Annotated in this window: 20 protein-coding genes; 5 read left to right on the plus strand and 15 right to left on the minus strand. The window is 70.1% G+C overall.

Annotation, left to right across the window (positions count from 1 at the left end):
- The 3 genes from ACFY2L_RS06560 to ACFY2L_RS06570 form a co-directional block, all read right to left on the minus strand.
- Window positions 1-414 (minus strand): hypothetical protein, encoded by a 414-nt coding sequence (locus ACFY2L_RS06560; RefSeq protein ID WP_390660284.1) that lies wholly within the window; start codon window positions 412-414, stop codon window positions 1-3.
- 96 nt (window positions 415-510) lie between these two features.
- A complete protein-coding gene (gene rph, locus ACFY2L_RS06565; RefSeq protein ID WP_390821640.1) occupies window positions 511-1,248 on the minus strand; it encodes a ribonuclease PH in 738 nt (245 codons plus the stop codon).
- Window positions 1,249-1,325: 77 nt separating this feature from the next.
- The gene (locus ACFY2L_RS06570) at window positions 1,326-1,559 is read right to left on the minus strand and encodes a glucose PTS transporter subunit EIIB (protein WP_030782705.1); all 234 of its coding nucleotides are present in this window, start codon (window positions 1,557-1,559) and stop codon (window positions 1,326-1,328) included.
- Between the two features lie 127 nt (window positions 1,560-1,686).
- Between ACFY2L_RS06570 and ACFY2L_RS06575 the strand changes: the two genes are divergently transcribed.
- A complete protein-coding gene (locus ACFY2L_RS06575; RefSeq protein WP_390821641.1) occupies window positions 1,687-2,979 on the plus strand; it encodes a PTS transporter subunit EIIC in 1,293 nt (430 codons plus the stop codon).
- Between the two features lie 114 nt (window positions 2,980-3,093).
- The gene (locus tag ACFY2L_RS06580; protein WP_390660184.1) at window positions 3,094-4,347 is read left to right on the plus strand and encodes a PTS transporter subunit EIIC; all 1,254 of its coding nucleotides are present in this window, start codon (window positions 3,094-3,096) and stop codon (window positions 4,345-4,347) included.
- A 228-nt stretch (window positions 4,348-4,575) separates the two neighbouring features.
- Here the strand turns inward: ACFY2L_RS06580 and ACFY2L_RS06585 are convergent, their stop codons facing one another.
- Window positions 4,576-5,328: an MBL fold metallo-hydrolase gene (locus tag ACFY2L_RS06585; protein WP_390660185.1), complete on the minus strand. Its 753-nt coding sequence runs from the start codon at window positions 5,326-5,328 to the stop codon at window positions 4,576-4,578.
- 215 nt (window positions 5,329-5,543) lie between these two features.
- Between ACFY2L_RS06585 and ACFY2L_RS06590 the strand changes: the two genes are divergently transcribed.
- Window positions 5,544-6,002, plus strand: a complete 459-nt coding sequence (locus ACFY2L_RS06590) for a type II toxin-antitoxin system PemK/MazF family toxin (protein ID WP_390660186.1) — start codon at window positions 5,544-5,546, stop codon at window positions 6,000-6,002.
- Between the two features lie 6 nt (window positions 6,003-6,008).
- Here ACFY2L_RS06590 and ACFY2L_RS06595 read toward each other — a convergent pair whose 3' ends face one another.
- From ACFY2L_RS06595 to clpS, 9 genes are all read right to left on the minus strand, one after another.
- Window positions 6,009-6,497: a hypothetical protein gene (locus ACFY2L_RS06595; RefSeq protein ID WP_390660187.1), complete on the minus strand. Its 489-nt coding sequence runs from the start codon at window positions 6,495-6,497 to the stop codon at window positions 6,009-6,011.
- Between the two features lie 131 nt (window positions 6,498-6,628).
- Window positions 6,629-7,579, minus strand: coding sequence for a PLP-dependent cysteine synthase family protein (locus ACFY2L_RS06600; protein ID WP_390660188.1), 951 nt, complete (start codon window positions 7,577-7,579; stop codon window positions 6,629-6,631).
- A gap of 16 nt (window positions 7,580-7,595) precedes the next feature.
- The gene (locus tag ACFY2L_RS06605; RefSeq protein ID WP_390660189.1) at window positions 7,596-7,874 is read right to left on the minus strand and encodes a MoaD/ThiS family protein; all 279 of its coding nucleotides are present in this window, start codon (window positions 7,872-7,874) and stop codon (window positions 7,596-7,598) included.
- Window positions 7,875-7,973: 99 nt separating this feature from the next.
- Window positions 7,974-8,069 carry a putative leader peptide gene (locus tag ACFY2L_RS06610; RefSeq protein ID WP_390660190.1) on the minus strand — a complete coding sequence of 32 codons (96 nt, stop codon included), beginning with the start codon at window positions 8,067-8,069 and terminating at the stop codon, window positions 7,974-7,976.
- 97 nt (window positions 8,070-8,166) lie between these two features.
- A complete protein-coding gene (locus ACFY2L_RS06615; RefSeq protein WP_390821642.1) occupies window positions 8,167-9,195 on the minus strand; it encodes a LacI family DNA-binding transcriptional regulator in 1,029 nt (342 codons plus the stop codon).
- A gap of 67 nt (window positions 9,196-9,262) precedes the next feature.
- Window positions 9,263-9,685 (minus strand): Mov34/MPN/PAD-1 family protein, encoded by a 423-nt coding sequence (locus ACFY2L_RS06620; protein WP_390660192.1) that lies wholly within the window; start codon window positions 9,683-9,685, stop codon window positions 9,263-9,265.
- Between the two features lie 133 nt (window positions 9,686-9,818).
- A complete protein-coding gene (locus ACFY2L_RS06625; protein ID WP_390660193.1) occupies window positions 9,819-11,252 on the minus strand; it encodes an amino acid permease in 1,434 nt (477 codons plus the stop codon).
- Window positions 11,253-11,618: 366 nt separating this feature from the next.
- Window positions 11,619-12,227 (minus strand): DUF2017 domain-containing protein, encoded by a 609-nt coding sequence (locus tag ACFY2L_RS06630; RefSeq protein WP_390821643.1) that lies wholly within the window; start codon window positions 12,225-12,227, stop codon window positions 11,619-11,621.
- An 11-nt stretch (window positions 12,228-12,238) separates the two neighbouring features.
- Window positions 12,239-12,556, minus strand: a complete 318-nt coding sequence (clpS, locus tag ACFY2L_RS06635) for an ATP-dependent Clp protease adapter ClpS (RefSeq protein WP_327320744.1) — start codon at window positions 12,554-12,556, stop codon at window positions 12,239-12,241.
- 57 nt (window positions 12,557-12,613) lie between these two features.
- Between clpS and ACFY2L_RS06640 the strand changes: the two genes are divergently transcribed.
- On the plus strand, window positions 12,614-13,951 hold the full coding sequence (locus ACFY2L_RS06640) for a nicotinate phosphoribosyltransferase (RefSeq protein ID WP_390660195.1): 1,338 nt from the start codon (window positions 12,614-12,616) through the stop codon (window positions 13,949-13,951).
- 204 nt (window positions 13,952-14,155) lie between these two features.
- Entirely contained in the window at window positions 14,156-14,743 is a 588-nt protein-coding gene (locus tag ACFY2L_RS06645; RefSeq protein WP_390660196.1) for an isochorismatase family protein, read from the plus strand.
- An 86-nt stretch (window positions 14,744-14,829) separates the two neighbouring features.
- On the opposite strand, the gene ACFY2L_RS06650 is transcribed toward ACFY2L_RS06645, so the two are convergent.
- Both ACFY2L_RS06650 and ACFY2L_RS06655 read right to left on the minus strand, forming a co-directional pair.
- Complete coding sequence (locus tag ACFY2L_RS06650) at window positions 14,830-15,162, minus strand: hypothetical protein (RefSeq protein ID WP_390821644.1); 333 nt, start codon at window positions 15,160-15,162, stop codon at window positions 14,830-14,832.
- 132 nt (window positions 15,163-15,294) lie between these two features.
- Entirely contained in the window at window positions 15,295-17,646 is a 2,352-nt protein-coding gene (locus ACFY2L_RS06655; protein WP_390660198.1) for an immune inhibitor A domain-containing protein, read from the minus strand.
- Between the last annotated feature and the right edge of the window lie 311 nt (window positions 17,647-17,957).

Raw genomic sequence — 17,957 nt, forward strand, 5'->3', positions numbered from 1 at the left:
TCACGGTGTGCAGACCTTGGTCAGTTCTCCCGCCGCGTCGGTGACGGGGCTGAGGTCGGGCGTGGTGTCGCCCTTGTCCACGGCCGTACGGACGTTGGCGACCGCCGTGCTCAGGTCGTCGACGGCCTTGTTGACGTCGGCGTTGTCGGTCTTGTCGCCGATCTTGTCGAGGTTGTTCTCGATGGAGGTGAGGGACTCCTCCAGCTGGGTCGGGTCGTTCGCGGCGCTCTCCACGGCCTGCTGGAGGTCGGTGACGCTGTCGGCGATGGCGTCGGCGGTCTGCACGCAGTCCAGGGCCTTGTTGACGGCGTCGCAGCCGGTGACGGTGAAGCCCAGGGTGAGCGCGACGGCCGCGGCGCCCGCGGCGATGGCGGTACGGCGGCCTCGGCCCCGGTGTCGGCGGCTCGCGGACATGGCCATTGCTGTGTTCCTCCCCGTTGGTGGTACTGGCGAAGACGCCGGGGGGCGCTGCCGGGTTGCGTCCGGTCAGCACCCCGCTTGGCACGCCCTTTACTTTCCGAGGACGGTATCAAGTGCCGCGCGCTGCCGTGCCGCCAGCTCCGTGCATCCGGAAACGGCCAGGTCGAGCAGGGAGTTGAGTTCCTCGCGGGCGAAGGGCTCGGCTTCGGCGGTGCCCTGGACCTCGACGAAGCGGCCGTCGCCGGTGCAGACGACGTTCATGTCGGTGTCCGCCCGGACGTCCTCCTCGTAGCAGAGGTCCAGGAGGGGGACGCCGCCGACGATGCCGACGGACACGGCCGAGACGGTGCCGGTGAGCGGCTGGCGGCCGGCCTTGATCAGCTTCTTGCCCTGGGCCCAGGTGACGGCGTCGGCGAGGGCGACGTAGGCGCCGGTGATGGCGGCGGTGCGGGTGCCGCCGTCGGCCTGGAGGACGTCGCAGTCGAGGACGACGGTGTTCTCGCCGAGCGCCTTGTAGTCGATGACCGCGCGCAGGGAGCGGCCGATGAGGCGGGAGATCTCGTGGGTGCGGCCGCCGATCTTGCCGCGGACGGACTCGCGGTCGCCGCGGGTGTTGGTGGCGCGGGGGAGCATGGAGTACTCGGCGGTGACCCAGCCCTCGCCGCTGCCCTTGCGCCAGCGCGGGACGCCTTCGGTGACGGAGGCGGTGCAGAGGACCCTGGTGTCGCCGAAGGAGACGAGGACGGAGCCTTCTGCGTGCTTGCTCCAGCCGCGTTCGATGGTGACGGGGCGGAGCTGGTCGGGGGTGCGGCCGTCGATGCGTGACATGGCGCCGAGCCTAGCCGTACCGGAGGCAGGGGCTCCTCCCCCGGTGGGAAGGAGCCCCTGTGCGGTGGGCCGGAGGCTCACATCATGTCTTCGATCTCCGCGGCGATGGGGTCGGCGTCGGTGCCGATGACGACCTGGATGGCGGTGCCCATCTTGACGACGCCGTGGGCACCGGCGGCCTTGAGGGCGGCTTCGTCGACCAGCGAGGGGTCGGAGACCTCGGTGCGCAGGCGGGTGATGCAGCCCTCGATCTCCTCGATGTTGTCGATGCCGCCGAGTCCGGCGACGATCTTCTCTGCCTTGCTGGCCATGTCGGTCTCCTCACGCACTGTTGGCCCAACTTCGCGAGCGATTGTGTCGTGCGTACCGAAAGATGACGTCACAGCAACCCAATCGTCGGTAACTGGTCTACACCACAGGACAGGCGGTCGCCAACCCATGAGCTCCGGCAGTGAGGCGAGTCCCGCCCGGGCACGGCGGCAGCGCGCGTTCCAGGGGCTGCAGAAGATGGGGCGCAGCCTGCAGCTGCCGATCGCGGTGCTGCCGGCGGCGGGCATCCTCAACCGGCTGGGGCAGCCTGATGTGTTCGGGGACGAGGGGCTGGGGTGGGACGACGTCTCGAAGGTGATGGCGGGCGCGGGCGGGGCGCTGCTCAACGGCGAGCTGGGGCTGCCGCTGCTGTTCTGCGTGGGCGTGGCCATCGGGATGGCGAAGAAGGCGGACGGGTCGACGGCGCTGGCGGCGGTGGCGGGGTTCCTCGTCTACTACAACGTGCTGCGCCAGTTCCCGGAGGACTGCCCCTCGGGGTCGGCGGCGATCCCGAACGTCGGCTGTCAGGCGACGGTGGACCAGACGGTGGTGGCGTTCACCTACCAGAACCCGGGGGTGTTCGGCGGGATCGTGATGGGGCTACTGTCGGCGTTCTTCTGGCAGCGGTACCACCGGACGAAGCTGGTGGACTGGCTGGGCTTCTTCAACGGGCGGCGGCTGGTGCCGATCATCATGGCGTTCGTGGCGATCGCGTTCGCCGCGCTGTGTCTGTGGGTGTGGCCGCCGATCGGTGACGGGCTGGAGAGCTTCAGCGACTGGCTGGACGGGCTGGACGCGTGGGGTGCGGGCATCTTCGGGGTGGCGAACCGGGCGTTGCTGGTGATCGGTCTGCACCAGTTCCTGAACGTGCCCATCTGGTTCCAGTTCGGCAGTTACACCAAGCCGGACGGGACGGTGGTGCACGGCGACATCAACATGTTCCTGGCGGGCGATCCGGACGCGGGCCAGTTCACCTCGGGCTTCTTCCCGATCATGATGTTCGCGCTCCCGGCGGCCGCGCTGGCGATCACGCACTGCGCGCGGCCGAGCCGCCGCAAGGAGGTCGGCGGGCTGATGCTGTCGGTCGCGCTGACGTCGTTCGTCACGGGGATCACGGAGCCGATCGAGTACTCGTTCCTGTTCGTGGCGCCGCTCCTGTACGTGGTGCACGCCCTGCTGACGGGTGTGTCGATGGCGGTGACGTGGGGGCTGGGGGTGCACGACGGCTTCAGTTTCTCCGCCGGGCTGATCGACTACGTCATCAACTGGAACCTGGCAACGAAGCCGTGGGCGATCGTCCCGATCGGTCTGTGCTTCGCGGCGGTCTACTACGTCGTCTTCCGTTTCGCGATCACGCGCTTCGACCTGAAGACGCCTGGCCGGGAGGCGGAGGAGGAGCGGGAGGACGTCACGAAGGCATAGCCCAAAGTAGCGGTGCGAACACAGGAACTGCGGGTTCCTTATGCCACCTTCATCGTGCTACAACATGGTCTACACCACTGAGTGGTGTAGACCACCACCCGATGGAGGAAGTCTATGAGCACCGCCACCGCGCCTACGGCGGCCCCCGCGAAGAAGTGGGGATCAGGTCTGTTCCAGGGTCTGCAGAAGGTGGGCCGCAGCCTGCAGCTTCCCATCGCCGTACTGCCGGCGGCGGGCATCCTGCTGCGCCTCGGTCAGCCCGACGTGTTCGGCAAGGACGGTCTCGGCTGGGGCAAGGTCGCGGACGTGTTCGCGACCGCCGGCGACGCCGTCTTCGCCAACCTGCCGCTGCTGTTCTGCGTCGGCATCGCCATCGGCTTCGCCAAGAAGGCCGACGGCTCGACCGCGCTCGCCGCGCTCGTGGGCTTCCTGGTCTACAAGAACGTACTGACCGCGTTCCCCATCACCGATGCGAAGATCACCAAGGGGGCGGACGTCGCCGCCACCTACAACGACCCCAAGGTCCTCGGCGGCATCGTGATGGGCCTGATAGCCGCCGTCACCTGGCAGCGCTTCCACCGCACCAAGCTCCCCGACTGGCTGGGCTTCTTCAACGGCCGCCGTCTGGTGCCGATCCTGATGGCCTTCATCGGCACCGCCGTCGGCGTCTTCTTCGGCCTGGTGTGGGAGCCCATCGGTGAGGTGATCACCAACTTCGGCGAGTGGATGACCGGCCTCGGCGCCGTGGGCGCGGGCATCTTCGGCGCCATCAACCGCGCGCTGCTCCCCGTCGGCATGCACCAGTTCGTCAACACGGTGGCCTGGCAGGAGATCGGCTCCTTCAAGGACGCCTCCGGCGCCGTCTGGCACGGTGACCTGCCGCGCTTCTTCCACGGTGACCCGACCGCCGGACAGTTCATGACCGGCTTCTTCCCGATCATGATGTTCGCCCTCCCGGCCGCCGCCCTCGCCATCACGCACTGCGCCCGCCCCGAGCGCCGCAAGGCCGTCGGCGGCATGATGGTCTCGCTGGCGCTCACCTCCTTCGTCACCGGCATCACCGAGCCGATCGAGTTCGCGTTCATGTTCATCGCGCCGGTGCTGTACGTGATCCACGCGCTGCTGACCGCCCTGTCCATGGCCGTCACCTGGTCCCTGGGCGTCCACCACGGCTTCAGCTTCTCGGCGGGCGCGATCGACTACTTCCTCAACTGGAACCTCGCCACCAAGCCCTGGATGATCATCCCGATCGGCCTGGTCTTCGCGGCGATCTACTACGTCGTCTTCCGCTTCGCCATCATCAGGTTCAACATCGCCACCCCGGGCCGCGAGCCCGAGGAGGAGGTCGAGGACCTCACCAAGGCGTAGCCGCCCGTCCGCACACGAAGGCCCCCGGAGCCCTGAACCGCTCCGGGGGCCTCGTGCGTGGGCCTAGGGGGTGTTTCGAAAGTCCCGCACAGTACCCGCGGCGCCCGGCACGCACCCTCGCCGCACCGGCCAAAGACCCAAGTAGCTCCGCTACGAGGGCCTTCGTCCGGCACGCCGAGGGCACGCACCGAACACCGCGGGCACCGCACAGGACTTTCGAAACACCCCCTAGATCTCGTACGACACCCTCGGCACCGCCAGTTCCACCGGGCCGTCGTAGACCGCGCGCGCGTCGGCGAGGTTGACCTGGGGGTCGGTCCACGGCGGGATGTGGGTCAGCACGAGCTTCCTCGCGCCCGCCCGGCTCGCCGTCTCCCCCGCCTCACGGCCGTTGAGGTGCAGGTCGGGGATGTTCTCCTTGCCGTGCGTGAAGGCGGCCTCGCACAGGAAGAGGTCGGTGTCGCGGGCGAGTTCGTCCAGCGCCGGGCTGAGTCCGGTGTCACCGGAGTAGGTCAGCGACCGGCCGCCGTGCTCGACCCGGATGCCGTACGCCTCGACGGGGTGGGCCACGCGTTCGGTGTGCACGGTGAACGGGCCGATGTCGAAGGTGGACGGCTTGACGGTGTGGAAGTCGAAGACCTCGCTCATCGAGGAGGCGGAGGGGGTGTCGGCATAGGCCGTGGTCAGGCGGTGTTCGGTGCCTTCGGGGCCGTAGACCGGCAGGGGGTCGCAGCGCCCGCCGTCGTGGCGGTAGTAACGCGCGACGAAATAGGCGCACATGTCGATGCAGTGGTCGGCGTGCAGATGGCTCAGGAAGATCGCGTCGAGGTCGTAGAGACCGCAGTGGCGCTGCAGCTCGCCCAGGGCGCCGTTGCCCATGTCGAGAAGCAGCCTGAAGCCGTCGGCCTCGACGAGGTAGCTCGAGCAGGCCGATTCCGCGGACGGGAACGACCCCGAGCAGCCGACGACGGTGAGCTTCATAAAGCAGAAACCTCCGCTGGCGGGAAATCGAGAGATAGGGGGCGACGGGGGTCGTGCGGTTCGTCGAGCGTAAGGCGCAAAACCCCGGGTCGCTCCTCCACCAGGGGCTGTTGTGGGCGAACTCACCTGTGCTGTCACCGGTTCGGCTGGAACAGCGGCGTACGAGGTGCAGGAGAGGGCGCGCGTTGACGTGCGCGCGCCGGTAACGTCGTCGTATGGACACGTCCTGGTGGCTGGCGCTCGCGGCGGTGGTACTGCTGGCGTTCGCCGCCACGCTCGTGGACGGCTGGGGGCGGGGGCGGCGCCCGCAGGGGCGCAGGACCCGGCCGCCGGGGCGGCCGGCGCGGGGGCCCGGGGCCCGGGGGCGGCCGCAGCCCGCGGAGATCTGGTGGGCGAACGTGCCGTTCGAGGACGGGCCGGCCGCGAAGGACCGGCCCTGTCTGGTCCTCGGGGTGCGCGGCGAACGGGTGACGGTCGCGAAGATCACCAGCAGGTACCGCGACGAGCGGGCCGGTGTGATCCCGCTGCCGCCGGGCGCGGTCGGTGACGCGCGGGGGCGCCCGAGCTTCCTGGAGACGGACGAGCTGCGGCAGGTCCCGGTGCGGGACTTCCGCCGCCGGGTGGGCGTGGTGGACCCGGTGCTGTGGGACCAGGTCAGGCACCTGGCGACCTGAGCCCGGTCACGGGGTGACCCGTACGGTGACGGCCCACTCCTGGACGCCCTTGCAGGAGACCTGGCCGGGCCCGGTGGCGACGGCGCACAGCGGACGGGAGGCGGTCAGCCGGGCCGTCCCGGCCGCCACCGCGTCGTAGGCGGCGACGGCGTCGCCCGGCAGGACGACGATGCCCGCGTTGGCGGGCTTCAGCACGTCGCCCGTGGCGGCGACGGTCGACCAGGGGCGTTTCGCCGTGCCGTCGAGGTTCAGGCGGAGCTGCCCGCCGACGGCCAGGCAGACGGTGCGGCCGTCGTCGGCGGTGGTGAGCTCGGCGGGCGCGGACGCCGCGCAGTCCCGGTCACCGGCCGGCGAGGACGGGGAGGAAGACGGCGGGGCCGGCGGGGCCGACGAGGACGGGGGTGCCGCGGCACCGTCGCGCTCGGTGCCGCAGCCGGCGAAGGCGAGCGTCAGCACCGCCAGGGCGAGGGTCGTGGAACGGGTCGTACGGCGCATGGAGGCCTCCTCTCCCCCTTCGACGTACCACCCGTACGTCCGGATCCGTGCCGGACGTACGGGTGACGGGGAGACCGGCCCCGGACCTCGGCCCCGGCCGCGCGCCCCGGGCCCCGGGCCCCGGGCCCGTCCTAGGCCCAGAGCTGGCCGTGGAGGGTCTCGATGGCCTCCTCGGTGGTGGCCGCCGTGTAGACGCCGGTGGAGAGGTACTTCCAGCCGCCGTCCGCGACGACGAACGCGATGTCCGCGCTCTCCCCCGCCTTGACGGCCTTCCTGCCGACGCCGATCGCGGCGTGCAGCGCCGCGCCGGTGGAGACGCCGGCGAAGATGCCCTCCTGCTGGAGGAGTTCCCGGGTGCGGGTCACGGCGTCCGCCGAGCCGACCGAGAAGCGGGTGGTGAGGACGGAGGCGTCGTACAGCTCCGGCACGAACCCCTCGTCGAGGTTGCGCAGGCCGTACACCAGGTCGTCGTAGCGCGGCTCGGCGGCGACGATCTTCACGTCGGGCTTGTGCTCGCGCAGGTAGCGGCCCACGCCCATGAGGGTGCCGGTGGTGCCGAGGCCCGCCACGAAGTGGGTGATCGACGGGAGATCGGCGAGGATCTCCGGGCCGGTCGTCGCGTAGTGGGCGCCGGCGTTGTCCGGGTTGCCGTACTGGTAGAGCATCACCCAGTCGGGGTGCTCGGCGGCGAGCTCCTTGGCGACGCGTACGGCGGTGTTGGAGCCGCCCGCGGCCGGCGAGGAGATGATCTCGGCGCCCCACATCGCGAGCAGGTCCCGGCGCTCCTGCGAGGTGTTCTCCGGCATCACGCACACGATGCGGTAGCCCTTGAGCTTGGCCGCCATGGCGAGGGAGATGCCGGTGTTGCCGGAGGTCGGCTCCAGGATCGTGCAGCCCGGCGTCAGACGGCCGTCCTTCTCCGCCTGCTCGATCATGTACAGGGCGGGGCGGTCCTTGACCGAGCCGGTGGGGTTGCGGTCCTCCAGCTTCGCCCAGATGCGGACGTCGGGGGACGGCGACAGCCGCGGCAGGCGCACCAGAGGGGTGTTGCCCACCGCGGCCAGCGGGGAGTCGTAACGCATGACCGGGTCTGCCGGCCTAGGCCATGCCGCCGGCCACGGCCGGCAGGATCGTCACGGTGTCGCCGTCGGCGAGCTTGGTGTCGATGCCGTCGACGAAGCGGACGTCCTCGTCGTTCAGGTAGACGTTGACGAAGCGGCGCAGCTGGCCGCCGTCCACGATGCGGGCCTGGATGCCCGCATGCCGGGTCTCGAGGTCGGTGAACAGGTCGGCGAGGGTGTCACCGCTGCCCTCCACCGCCTTCTGACCGTCGGTGTACTGGCGGAGGATGGTCGGGATGCGGACCTCGATGGCCATGGCTCAGGGCTCCTGTCGGGAGGTGGTGTGGGCAGCGCGGGATACGTGCGTGTGAGACAGCGCCGCGGCTCACGGCCGTACGGCGAGCAGGGGCCTGCGTCAACAGATGGCGCTGGCGAGCCTGCACAGGTCGACGTGCAGCCGCGCCACGAGCAGTGCGCCCGGCGTCTTTATGCTCACGTCGTTCAAAACCATGGGCTCATCGTATCGATTCCCGTCCCGCCTCCCGGAATGTGATCCCATATGGCGGACGGAATCGGGCCACCCAGTGAGACCGGACAGGTCGGGGCGGTCAGGCGGACCGCCGTCGGACCAGCCGGGTCGGCACCACCACGGAGGCCTCGGGGCCGGTGTGTTCGAACAGCAGCCGGGCCATGCGGCGGCCCATCTCCCCGACGTCCTGGTGGACGGTGGTCAGGGGCGGGTCGGTGGTCTCGGCGATGGACGTCAGGTCGTCGAAGCCGACGACGGCCACGTCCTCGGGCACCCGCCGCCCTCGCTCGCGCAGGGTCTGCAGGGCTCCGGAGGCCATGAAGTCCGAGGCGACGAAGACGGCGTCGAGGTCCGGGCAGCGGTCCAGCAGGGCGGCCATGGCGTCGGCGCCGCCCTGACGGCTGTAGTCGGCCCGCTCGACGAGGTGGGACGTGGCGTCCGGCAGGACGTCCCGGTAGCCGGCGAGGCGGTCGGCGGCGGAGTTCTCCTGGTCGTAGGGTCCGGCGACGGTGGCGATGCGGCGGCGGCCGAGGGAGACGAGGTGGCGGACGGCCTGGCGCGCTCCCCCGCGGTTGTCGCCGTCGACGTAGGCGTGTCCGGGGACGGTGTCGCCGTCCCGCAGCAGGGGACGGCCGCCGAAGACGGCGGGGATGTCGAGCCGGCCGATCATCGTGTGGAGCAGGTCGCCGGGGCGCAGCGAGAACAGCACGGCGCCGTCGACATGGCCGCCGCCGAGGTAGTCGGCCACCCTGGCCCGGTCGTCCGGTTCCTCCAGGAGGAGCAGGACCGCCTGGGCGCCGTGTCCGGCGAGTTCGCGGCGCACCCCGCGCAGCAGGAGGTCGAAGAACGGGTCGAGGAAGAGCCGGCCCTCCGGCGGGGTCGCGACGACCGCGACGGCGTTGGTGCGGCGGGTGACCAGTTGCCGGGCGGCCTGGTTGGGGACGTACCCCAGCGCGGCGATCACCGCACGGACCCGGGTGGCGACCTCGGCGCTGACCCGGGCCTCTCCGTTGACCACCCGCGACACGGTCGACCTCGACACCCCGGCCTGCCGGGCCACGTCCTCGAGGGTGGGCCGCCGTAAGTTCGCCGTCGTCCGTTGCGTCAACACCGTCTCCGTGGGGTCCCGTTGTGGAAGCGCTTGCCGGAAACGGTAGCCGAGGCGGCCGTGCGGATCAGTAGGCCTCGACGACCCGCACGTCCTCCTCCGTCACCACGCCGTCCACGATCCGGAACGAGCGGAACTGGAAGTCGCCCAGGCCGTCGGTGTCGGCGGTGGAGACGAGGACGTAGTGGGCGGCGGGCTCGTTGGCGTAGGAGATGTCCGTGCGGGAGGGGTGGGCCTCGGTCGCGGTGTGGGAGTGGTAGATGACCACCGGCTCCTCGTCGCGGTCGTCCATCTCGCGGTAGAGCTTGAACAGGTCCCCGGAGTCGAACTCGTAGAACGTGGGCGACATGGCCGCGTTCAGCATCGGGATGAAGCGCTCGGGGCGGTCCGATCCCGCCGGGCCCGCGATGACGCCGCACGCCTCGTCGGGGTGGTCCTTGCGCGCGTGCGCGACGATCTGGTCGTACAGGGCCTGGGTGATGGTCAGCATGCTGGTCAGGATAAGCAGAGGGGCCGCCCTGTACCGAAGTGCGGTACGGGGCGGCCCGTATGCCGGACGTCCTGAGCGGCTGCCGCGGCGGGGCGCCACGAGTGCTCCGTGCGGCCGGACGTCCTGGGGAGGATCAGCCGATCTTCTCCAGCTCCGGCTCGCGACGGCTCGCGACCTCCGGGTTGCGGCCCTTGAGCACGGCCCAGCCGATGCCGAGCGCGGCGGCCCAGCCGGCCATCACGTACAGGCAGATGCGGGAGTCGGCGTCGTAGGCGATGAGGCCGGTGACGAACAGCAGGAAGACGATGGCCACCCAGCTGAACGCGGCGCCGCCCGGAGCGGGGAAGGAGGACGCGGGCAGCCGGCCCGCGACGACCGCGCGGCGGTAGCGGACGTGGCTGACCAGGATCATCAGCCAGGTCCAGATGCCGGCCGCGGTGGCGACGGAGGTGACGTACGCGAAGGCCTTCTCCGGGACGACGTAGTTCAGGACCACGCCGATGCCCATGAAGAGGACCGAGACCGTGATGCCGAAGGCCGGGGTCTTCGTCGAGGACAGCTTCCTGAAGGCGCCGGGGGCCTCGCCGCTGTCCGCCAGGGTGCGCAGCATGCGGCCGGTGGAGTACATGCCCGAGTTGCAGGAGGACAGGGCCGCGGTGAGCACGACGAAGTTGACGATGCCCGCGCCCGCCGGGATGCCGATCCTGGCGAAGGCCTCGACGAAGGGCGAGACACCGGGGGCGAACTCGGTCCACTTCACGACGCAGAGGATGACGGTGAGCGCGCCGACGTAGAACAGCGCGATGCGCCACGGGAGGGTGTTGATGGCCTTGGGGAGCGTCTTCTCGGGGTTCTCCGACTCGCCCGCGGTGACGCCGACCAGCTCGACGGCGAGGTAGGCGAACATCACGCCCTGCAGGGTCATCAGGGAGGAGCCGATGCCCTTGGGGAAGAAGCCGTCGAACTGGTAGAGGTTCGCGACCGACGCCGTGTCACCGGCGGCGCTGAAGCCGAAGGTGAGCACGCCCAGGCCGATGACGATCATGCCGATCAGGGCGGTGACCTTGACCATCGAGAACCAGAACTCCAGCTCGCCGAAGAGCTTCACGGAGATCAGGTTGACCCCGAAGAGGATCACCAGGAAGACCAGGGCCGTCACCCATTGCGGGACGTCCGGGAACCAGTAGTGGACGTAGATCGCGGCGGCCGTGAGCTCGGCCATGCCGGTGACGACCCACATCAGCCAGTACGTCCAGCCGGTGAAGTAGCCGAAGAACGGGCCGAGGAACTCACGGGAGTACTCGGCGAAGGAGCCCGAGACCGGGCGGTAGAGCAGGAGCTCACCGAGCGCCCGCATGATGAAGAAGACGATCGCGCCCGCGAGGGCGTACATCAGGATCAGGCTGGGACCGGCCTTGGCGATGTTCGCCCCGGCTCCCAGGAAGAGGCCGACGCCGATGGCGCCGCCGATCGCGATCATCTGGACCTGACGGCTGCCGAGCCCGCGCTCGTACCCCTCTTCGGACTCTGCGGAGGTCTTCTCCGTGTTGACCTGAGCGGAGGTCATGGTGTGGTGCGCCTTTCTCCATGCCGACCCGGGCCTCTCGTCGGCCTCGGATCGGGTTTCGATCCCCCCGGATTGATGGAGCTGGGCGGGCTACGCGGGCCCGCCCGTGCCTGGCCGACGATGGTCGGCTCGGTGGCGCACCCGGCGGAACATACGGGTGGTGTTCGCCGGGCGGTCGTGAAGATTTATCACGGCTGAAATATTGATCGCCCGGGACGGGTGTGGCGCACGACACAGGGAGAAGGGGATGAATCAGACACAAAGAGGACACTCCCGGCCGTCGCGGTGATGCGATCGTTATCCGGATTTGAGCGTCCTCTGAGCGAACACGAAGCGCCCGCACAACGGGCGCGAAAACGGCACAGACTACGGCAGAAGGGTGGTCACGAGGGTTTCCTGGAGTCCGCCCAGCCACAGGTACGCCATCACCATCGGCTTGCGCGGGTCGTCGTCGGGAAGCCGGTAGAGGACGTCGGTGTCCTCCTCGTCGGTGATCTCCAGCCGGGCCCCGATCGCCAGCCGCAGGTCGTTGAGAGCGCCGAGCCACTGCTGGGACTCGCGCGGCGCCAGCTCGAGCACCGCCCCGCCGGCGGCGGCCGCCTCGGAGGCCAGCGCGTCCAGCGAGCGGATCACCGCGAGGGCGTTGTCGCGCTTGCCGGCCCGCAGGTCGTTCTCGGTGTAGCGGCGGAACTCGGCGGAGTGCTCCTTCTGCTCGTCCGCCTGCTTCGGCCCCTGGGTGCCCTCCGGGTCGGTGTAGGCGTCCGGGAACAGGCGGCGCAGGACGGGATCGGCGGGGGGCTCGCTCGGCCCCTCGGCGAAGAGCTCGGCGAGCGGGTCGTCGGGGGCGTCACCGGCGGGGCCGGGGCCGATCAGCTCCAGGAGCTGCACGGCCAGCGACCGGATGATCGAGATCTCGACGTCGTCGAGCGCGACGGCCGCGCCGCCGCCGGGGAGCGGTTCGAAGTGTCCAGGCATCAGTGAGGAGGCTACTTCCGGTCCTGCTGGAGGGTGGCCCACAGTCCGTAGCCGTGCATGGCCTGCACGTCGCGTTCCATCTCCTCGCGAGAGCCGCTGGAGACGACCGCCCGGCCCTTGTGGTGGACGTCGAGCATGAGCTTGGTGGCCTTGTCCTTGGAGTAGCCGAAGTACGTCTGGAAGACGTACGTCACATAGCTCATGAGGTTGACCGGGTCGTTGTGGACGATCGTGACCCAGGGGACGTCCGGCTCGGGGACGGCGAAGACCTCCTCCGCCGACTCGGTGCGTTCGATCTCTAGGGGAGCGGGTGACGTCACAAGGCCCATGCTGCCACGAGCCCTACAAATCGTCACACTGACGCAAAGGGGTGTAGCATCCTTGCCATGAACACAGCGGACCTTGGGCTGCCGGTGGACGTCCCCTCCACGGCGCTCTTCACGGACCAGTACGAGCTGACGATGCTGCAGGCCGCCCTGAGGGCCGGAACGGCCGAGCGGCGCAGCGTGTTCGAGGTCTTCACCCGGCGGCTGCCGGAGGGACGGCGCTACGGCGTCGTCGCGGGCACCGGGCGGGTCCTGGACGCCGTCGAGAACTTCCGCTTCGACGCCGGCGTCCTGCGCTTCCTGCGCGAGCGGGGCATCGTCGACGCGGAGACGCTGGACTGGCTGGCCGGCTACCGGTTCTCGGGTGACATCTGGGGCTACCCGGAGGGCGAGGTCTACTTCCCCGGCTCCCCGGTCATGCGGGTGGAGGGCACGTTCGCCGAGTGCGTGCTCCTGGAGACCGTGATCCTGTCCATCCTCAACCACGACTCCGCGATCGCGGCGGCCGCCTCCCGGATGTCCTCCGCCGCGGGAGAGCGGCCGCTGATCGAGATGGGCGCCCGCCGCACCCATGAGCTGGCCGCGGTCGCCGCCGCCCGCGCCGCGTACATCGGCGGCTTCACCACCACCTCCGACCTGGCCGCGGGCTTCCGCTACGGCATCCCGACGGTGGGCACGAGCGCCCACGCCTTCACCCTGCTGCACGACAGCGAGCGGGACGCCTTCCGGGCCCAGGTCGACTCCCTCGGCCGGGGCACCACCCTGCTCGTCGACACCTACGACGTCGCCGAGGCCGTCCGGATGGCGGTGGAGGTGGCCGGGCCCGAGCTGGGCGCGGTCCGCATCGACTCCGGCGATCTGCTCCTCGTCGCGCACCGGGTGCGCCAGCAGCTGGACGAGCTGGGGGCGACGGACACACGGATCATCGTCACCTCCGACCTCGACGAGTACGCCATCGCCTCGCTGGCCGCGGCGCCCGTGGACGCGTACGGCGTCGGGACGCAGCTGGTGACCGGGTCCGGGCACCCGACCTGCTCGATGGTCTACAAACTGGTCGCCCGCGCCGAGTCCGCCGATCCGAAGGCCCCCCTGGTGCCGGTGGCGAAGAAGTCGTCCGGCGGCAAGACGTCCATCGGCGGGCGCAAGTGGGCGGCGCGGCGGCTGGACGCGGACGGGGTCGCGGAGGCCGAGGTGATCGGCACCGGCCCGGTGCCCGCCTCGCTGGCCGACCGCCTGCTGCTGGCGGAGCTGGTCAAGGGGGGCGCGACGGTCGCCCGCGAGCCCCTGGACGTCGTACGCGACCGGCACGCGGCGGCGCGCGCCAACCTGCCGCTGTCCGCCACCCAGCTCTCCCGCGGCGAGCCCGTCCTGCCGACCGAGTACCTCCAGGACCGCTAGGCCCTGCCCTCACCTTCCGGTCCTCCGGAACCGCGAGGGCCGCAAGGGCCGCCAGGGACCGCAAGGGCCGCCAGGGCCGCAGGGGCCCCGCCCCCGGGTGGCGCCGCCGCCCTCGGGGGCCGGGCCCTCCTTGCCCGGCACTGTCGCCCGGCCCGGAAAATCTCTAGGCTTGCTTACTTCACCCAGAGTCGAAGGACACCGACCATGCGCCGCGCCTTGATCGTCGTAGACGTGCAGAACGACTTCTGCGAGGGGGGCAGCCTCGCGGTGGCCGGGGGTGCCGATGTCGCCGCCGCGATCACCGAGCTGATCGGGCAGGCCCCCGCCGGGTACCGGCATGTCGTGGCCACCCGCGACCACCACATCGCCCCCGGCGGCCACTTCGCCGACAACCCCGACTACGTCCACTCCTGGCCCGCGCACTGCGTCGCCGGCACGGAGGGGGTCGGGTTCCACCCGAACTTCGCCCCGGCGGTCGCCTCCGGCGCCATCGACGCCGTCTTCGACAAGGGCGCCTACGCGGCCGCGTACAGCGGCTTCGAGGGCGCCGACGAGAACGGCGTCACGCTGGGCGACTGGCTGCGGGCCCGGCACATCGACGAGGTGGACGTGGTCGGCATCGCCACCGACCACTGTGTCCGGGCCACCGCCCTGGACGCGGCCCGCGAGGGCTTCCGCACCCAGGTCCTGCTCGACCTCACGGCCGGAGTCGCCGCGGAGACGACCGAGCGGGCCCTGGAGGAGCTGCGCGAGGCCGGGGTGGAGCTGACCGGGAAGCCGGTCGTGCACTGAGCCCTCCGGGAGCGGCCGGCCAGGGCCTGCTGCGAAAGTGGCGCCGCCGCCCGAAGTGCGGCCGCGCGGCGCCGTGCGACCCCTCCCTAGGCCGCCGCGCCTCTCAGCAGTGACCTGATCGGACGCCACAGTTCCGGGACCGTCACCGGGGTGAGCACCGTGTCCTGGGCCGCGCGCCATATCAGGCCGTCCGGGTGGTGCAGTACGGCCGTGATCTCGTCCGGCGTCGGCGGCGCCCCGTTGCCGCGGAGGTAGACCGCGCGCAGACCGAGGTTGCGCAGCCGGGTCAGGGCCCGCGCGCGGTTCTGGGCATGGACGAGGACCCGTACGCCCGAGGAGTCCGGGTGGGCGGGGCTGGGGAGGTTCAGGGCCACCACCACTCTGCCGTTCGGCAGCTTGCAGAACCCTCCTGCGGCCATGCGGTCACACCCCCGTGCGAGTCGGTGTCGAGGTCGGCGTCAATAAGGGAAACACAGGAGGCACCTAAACACGATCGGCGGCAACCCGCCAGGGGTTGCCGCCGATACGCTTCTGACCTGCGATTATGCAGACTACTTCGCCGACGGGCCGACCTTGACCGTGACCGTCGAACCACTCAGGGGCTCGTTGACGATCTTGATCGAGGTGTTGGTGTCAGTGATCTTGACGCCGGCGAGCGGGTTCGACGCGTCGTAGTACGTCGACCTGCCGTCGTCGAAGACCGGGACGCCCGGACGGGACTTGATCTTGGTCGCGACGTCCGCCTTGTGCAGCGTGATCGCGTCCGTCGGGTACCAGCTGAAGGTGGAGTCGAAGGCCTGGATGCGGTTGCGCATCAGGGTGCCGTCGGCCCACTTCAGCGGGGTGGGGTGCGAGTCGACCGGGAGGATCAGGCCCTCACCCGGGTGGGCGCTGGTGTTGTCGTCCGCCTGGGAGGTGTCCCACTTCCAGATCAGCAGACCGTTCTGGTACGCGTAGTGCTCCACCCAGTCCGGACGGGTCGTCGAGAAGCCGTAGTTGTACGGGCCGACCTTGAGGGTCTTGTCGTACGACACGTACTGCCGGTTCTCGGCGATGTAGTACTGCTCGTAGTCGTCCGTGATGGACGCGCCGATGCGGGAGAAGCCGTTCGCCGTCCAGGCCGCGTCGGCGGTCTCCGCGTTGTCGGAGAACAGGGTCGCGCCGTCGGCGGTCACCGTGATCTCGTCGGCCGCGAAGCCCTTCTGGGCCACGCCGCCGTCGGTGGCGTAGCGGAAGCGCAGGCTGATCTGCTTGCCCGCGTAGGCGTCCAGCGGGAACGTCAGCTTCTGGTAGGCGGCCACCGTGCCGGTGAGGGCGGGCTTGTCGCTGCCGTCACGCGGGATGGCGGTGCCGTCGGCCAGGGTGCCGTCGATCGGCGTGTAGCTGGCGCCGCCGTCGGTGGAGACCTCGGTGTACAGGTAGTCGTAGTCCTGCTCGATGTCCCACCAGCCGTCGAGCGTCAGGGACGCCGACGTCTTGCCGGTCAGGTCGACCGTGCGGGTCAGCGTGTTGCGCAGGTCGTCGCCGCTGCCGCTCCACCACTGCGTGGCACCCTGCGCCGGGGCGACCACCTCGGTGGTGACCGTCTTCTCCGGCAGCTGGACCACGAGGGCCTGCGGGTTCTTGGTGTTGTACTCCGCGACGCCCAGCTTGTGCGTCGACTTCTTGCCGGCCGCCGCGACGTCGTAGTCCAGCCAGCCCAGCTGCAGCTTGTCCCAGGCGTTCATGTCGCCGGGGAGGTCGCCGATGGACTCCTTGCCGGTGCCCAGCCAGGAACCGGAGGACATCAGGGTCCAGAAGCCGGTGGAGTTCTCGCCGCCGCCGGTGGTGTCGTACTCGTCGGGCAGGCCGAGGTCGTGGCCGTACTCGTGGGCGAAGACGCCCAGGCCGCCGTTCTCCGGCTGGATGGTGTAGTCGCCGACCCAGATGCCCGTGTCGCCGATCTGCGTGCCGCCGAGCTTGTTGCTGTCCGGGCCGGTGGCGCCGGCGTCGGTACCGAAGGCGTACCAGCGGTGCGCCCAGATGGCGTCCTCGCCCTGTGCGCCGCCGCCCGCGGACTCGTCCTCGCCGGCGTGCACGATCTGGAAGTGGTCGATGTAGCCGTCGGACTCGTTGAAGTCGCCGTCGCCGTCGTGGTCGTAGCGGTCCCACTGGTCGAACTCGGCCAGCTCCGCCTTGATCTCGGCGGCCGTGTCACCGGCGGCCTCGCGCTCGGCGACCCAGGCGTTGACACCGTCCTGGACGGCGTACCAGGCGCCGGTGGGGGCGTCGTTGGAGCCGTAACGGGCCTCGTTGTAGGGCACCTTGACCCAGTCGGTCACTTCGCCCTCGACCGAGTAGCGGCCCGAGGACTGCTTCTCGTAGTACTTCTTCAGCGACTCGGTCTTCTTGCCGGTGCCGAAGTACAGCTCCTCGAAGTGCGCCTGGTCGTAGTCCGCCTGCCAGGCCGTGGAGTTGTCCTTCGTGCGGTCCGGCGCGGCTATCTGGTTGTGCAGCGGGCCGACGGTGCCGCCGTAGCGGCTGTCGATCTGGTCGCCGAACTCGACCAGGATGGTGAAGATCTTGTCGGTCTTCTCCCGGCCGAGCTCGACGTACTTGCTGTCGCCCTTGCGGCTGTCGAGCCTGACCACCTTCGAGCCGTCACGGTCCTTGACCGTGGCCTCGCCGGATATGACCTGCTTGAGGGCCTCCTCGCGCTGCGCCTCCTGCGTCTTGCTGAGCGGGCCGTCGAAGTCGTGCTCCTTGGCCTTGGCCGGCTGCGGGTCCTGCCGGTCCACCGCCGCCGCTCCCGCCGCACTGCCCTCGGCGGCCTGCGCCACGGCGAACGTCGTGAACGTCGCCGAGGCCGCCGCGAGGGCGACGACCGTCGCGGCCGTCCTGAACGTCCAGGATCTACTGGTCACTTGATGTCCTCCCACTCACGCGCCCGTCCGCGCGGAAGGGGGTCCCCTGTCAAGGAAAATCCGCGCGCGGTTATACGCGTGTAGTCAAGTGACGCCATTTGACTACTGGTTTACGAGAAAAAACAGACCTTGACTTGGACAGATCAAGTGCATTAATGAGAGCCGGTGTTCGCATTGCGGACACATGACCGTAACGTGACCGGCCGCCGAAGGCTTCGAACGGGCGCGCGGGACAGTCCACTTGCTGGACGCCATGACTCCGTGCGCCCCCTGTGCACCGGCACCGTGGGTTAGGTCACGCTTACCGTTCG

Origin of the sequence: Streptomyces sp. NPDC001381 (genome assembly GCF_042895685.1) — a bacterium.
In the GTDB taxonomy this organism is placed as follows: Bacteria; Actinomycetota; Actinomycetes; order Streptomycetales; family Streptomycetaceae; genus Streptomyces.